The sequence below is a fragment of the Stenotrophomonas sp. 2YAF22 genome, from assembly GCF_052114665.1.
In the GTDB taxonomy this organism is placed as follows: Bacteria; Pseudomonadota; Gammaproteobacteria; order Xanthomonadales; family Xanthomonadaceae; genus Stenotrophomonas; species Stenotrophomonas indicatrix.
In genome coordinates this window covers 1-2556 of the sequence record NZ_JBFRFE010000620.1, presented here as the reverse complement: position 1 = coordinate 2556, position 2556 = coordinate 1, and the positions used below count along the sequence as shown (strand labels likewise).

The following is a 2556-nucleotide window of genomic DNA, read 5'->3' as shown; positions in this document are numbered from 1 at the left end:
GGGCCTGCAATGCCGCACCGAATGCCGCGCCTTCGGACTGGGCCGGCACGTCCACCGGCAGGCCGAACACATCGGCAACCAGTTGCCGCCACTGCGCGCTGTTGCTGCCGCCGCCGGTCAGCACGATGCGTTCGAACTGCATGCCCGCGCCGACGAATGCGTCGTAGCCATACTTCAGGGCGTAGGTGGCCCCTTCCATGGCCGCGCGGTAGATGTGCGCCGGCGTCATGTTGGTCGTGTCCAGGCCCGCCAGCACCCCCTTGCCCTGCGGCAGGTCCGGCGTGCGTTCGCCGTTGAGGAACGGCAGCATCACCAGGCCGTCGGCACCGGGCGGCGTGGCCTGCAGGTGCCGGTCGCCCTCGCGGCTGCTGAAGCCGAAGGCGTCGGCGACCTGTCCGGTCACTACGGTGCAGTTCATCGTGCAGATCAGCGGCAGCCAGCCGCCGGTCGACGAGCAGAACGCGGCCCATGCCCCGCCCGGGTCGACCACGGGCGTGTCCGAGAAGGCAAACAGGGTGCCGGACGTACCCAGGCTCATCACCAGGCGACCGGGTACGACGCAGCCGGTACCCACGGCCGCCATCATGTTGTCGCCACCGCCGACGGCCACCTTCACCGATGCGGGAAGGCCCAACGCCGCCGCCGCGGCGGGGGTGATGCCGAACATCTCTTCGGTTGCGGCGATGCGTGGCAGGCAGTCGGCGAGATCGCGCTGCGGATCGGTCGCGTGCAGCAGCTCGGCCGACCAGGTTCGGGTGCGCACATCCAGCCAGCCGGTGCCCGACGCATCGCCGTATTCGCAGAAGCGCTCGCCGGTCAACACGAAATTGAGGTAATCGTGCGGCAGCAGGATGGTGGCAAGCCGCGCGTAGGCGTCGGGCCGGTGCGTTTTCGTCCACGGCAGCTTGGAGGCGGTGTAACCGGCAAGCACCGGGTTGCCGGTCAACGCGATGGTGCGCGCCATGCCGCCTGCGGCGTCCATGATCTGCACGCATTCGGCCGAGGTGCTGGTGTCGCACCACAGCTTGGCCGGAGCCAGCACCTCCCCGGCCGCATCGACCGGCACGAACCCATGCTGCTGTCCTGAGACTGCCAGCGCGGCAATCCGGGAGCGCACCGCCGGATCGATCGCAGCAAAGCAGGCGTGCAGTGCCGTCACCCAATCGGCCGGCCGCTGTTCCCGGCTGCCGTCTGCAGCGCTGGTCAGCTGCAATGGCGCGCTGGCGCTGGCCACGAGACTGCGCCCTTCAGGATCGTAGACGACCACCTTCAGGCTTTGCGTACCAGCGTCGATTCCCGCAACCAATTCCATTCACTGCACCCCGTAGTGGTTTGAAGGTAGCGCTACCAATTCAATGCAACAGCGCGCACTGCGGCTACGCCACGGCCCTGCCCCTTTGCCATGCGTCCGGCGCCGCCTTGCAGTAGCGCTCGATGAACTCTGCCTGCGTCGGCATCTTCGCCACCGTTTCCTGCACTGGCTGCCGGATGCGATGCAACAGGGTGCGCAGGTCCGCATCGCCGATGGCCCGCGCAAGCGGGTGCGGCGGTCCGGGCTGGATACCCTGGCCCATCAGGACGCTGGTCCAGGAGTCGACCCGGAACAGCTCGCCAGGGTCCTGCCAGGCATGGGCACGCTCGCGCCACGAGCGCAGGCGGACCTGCAGCGATTCAGGCAGCGCCATCTCGCGGCAGGCCTTCCACATCGGCTCGTCGCGCTGGTTGGCGTGGTAATGCAGGATGATGAAATCGCGCACGTGCTCCATCTCCTGGCGGCTCACGTCGTTGTACAGCGCCACCAGCGAAGGGGTGATGCCGTCGGACGGGAACAGCTGGATCAGGCGCACCACGGCGCTGATGGTCAGGTGGATGCTGGTCGATTCCAGCGGCTCGATGAAGCCACTGGCCAGCCCGAGCGCCACCACGTTCCTGTTCCAGGCCTGCAACCGGCGCCCGCTGCGGAACGGCACCAGCCACGGATCGCGCAGGGGCCGTCCGTCGACATCACGCAGCAGCTTGGCCTGCGCCTCGTCATCGGACATGTGGCGGCTGGAGAAGACCAGCCCGCAGCCGACCCGGTGCTGCAGCGCGATGTGCCAGCGCCACCCGGCCTCGTGCGCGATGGCACGGGTGTAGGGCACCGGCGGCGCGGGCGAGTCGGTCTGCACGGCAACGGCGCGATCACTGGGCAACCATTCGTTCCAGTCTTCATAGCCGGTATGCAGGGTCTGCTCGGTCAACAGGCCGCAGAAGCCGGTGCAGTCGATGAACAGATCGCCTTCGATGACCTGCCCGTCGTCCAGCACCAGCGACACAACCGAGCCGTCGTGGGGATGCTGGCGGACTTCGCGGATCTTGCCTTCCACCCGCCGCAGGCCGTTTGCTTCGGCCTTGCCGCGCAGGAACCTGGCATAGAGCCCGGCGTCGAAATGGTAGGCGTAGTTGACCTGGGGTTGGGTCTGCAGCGAGAACCTGTCGGCCAGGGAAGCGGCGCTTTCCAGGCAGAAGTCGCCCAGCTCGGAGTGCATGCCGCGGCGCAGGCTGTCCAGCCAGAAG

The 2556-nt window shown here is 68.0% G+C and carries 2 protein-coding genes; both read right to left on the bottom strand.

Going from position 1 to position 2556, the window contains the following annotated elements; translation table 11 throughout:
* A partial coding sequence (xylB, locus tag AB4Y84_RS19025; protein WP_442250667.1) for a xylulokinase occupies window positions 1-1312 on the bottom strand: 1312 nt, incomplete at its 3' end.
* A 64-nt stretch (window positions 1313-1376) separates the two neighbouring features.
* The coding region (locus AB4Y84_RS19020) for a tryptophan halogenase family protein (protein ID WP_442250666.1) at window positions 1377-2556 on the bottom strand (1180 nt) is incomplete at its 5' end.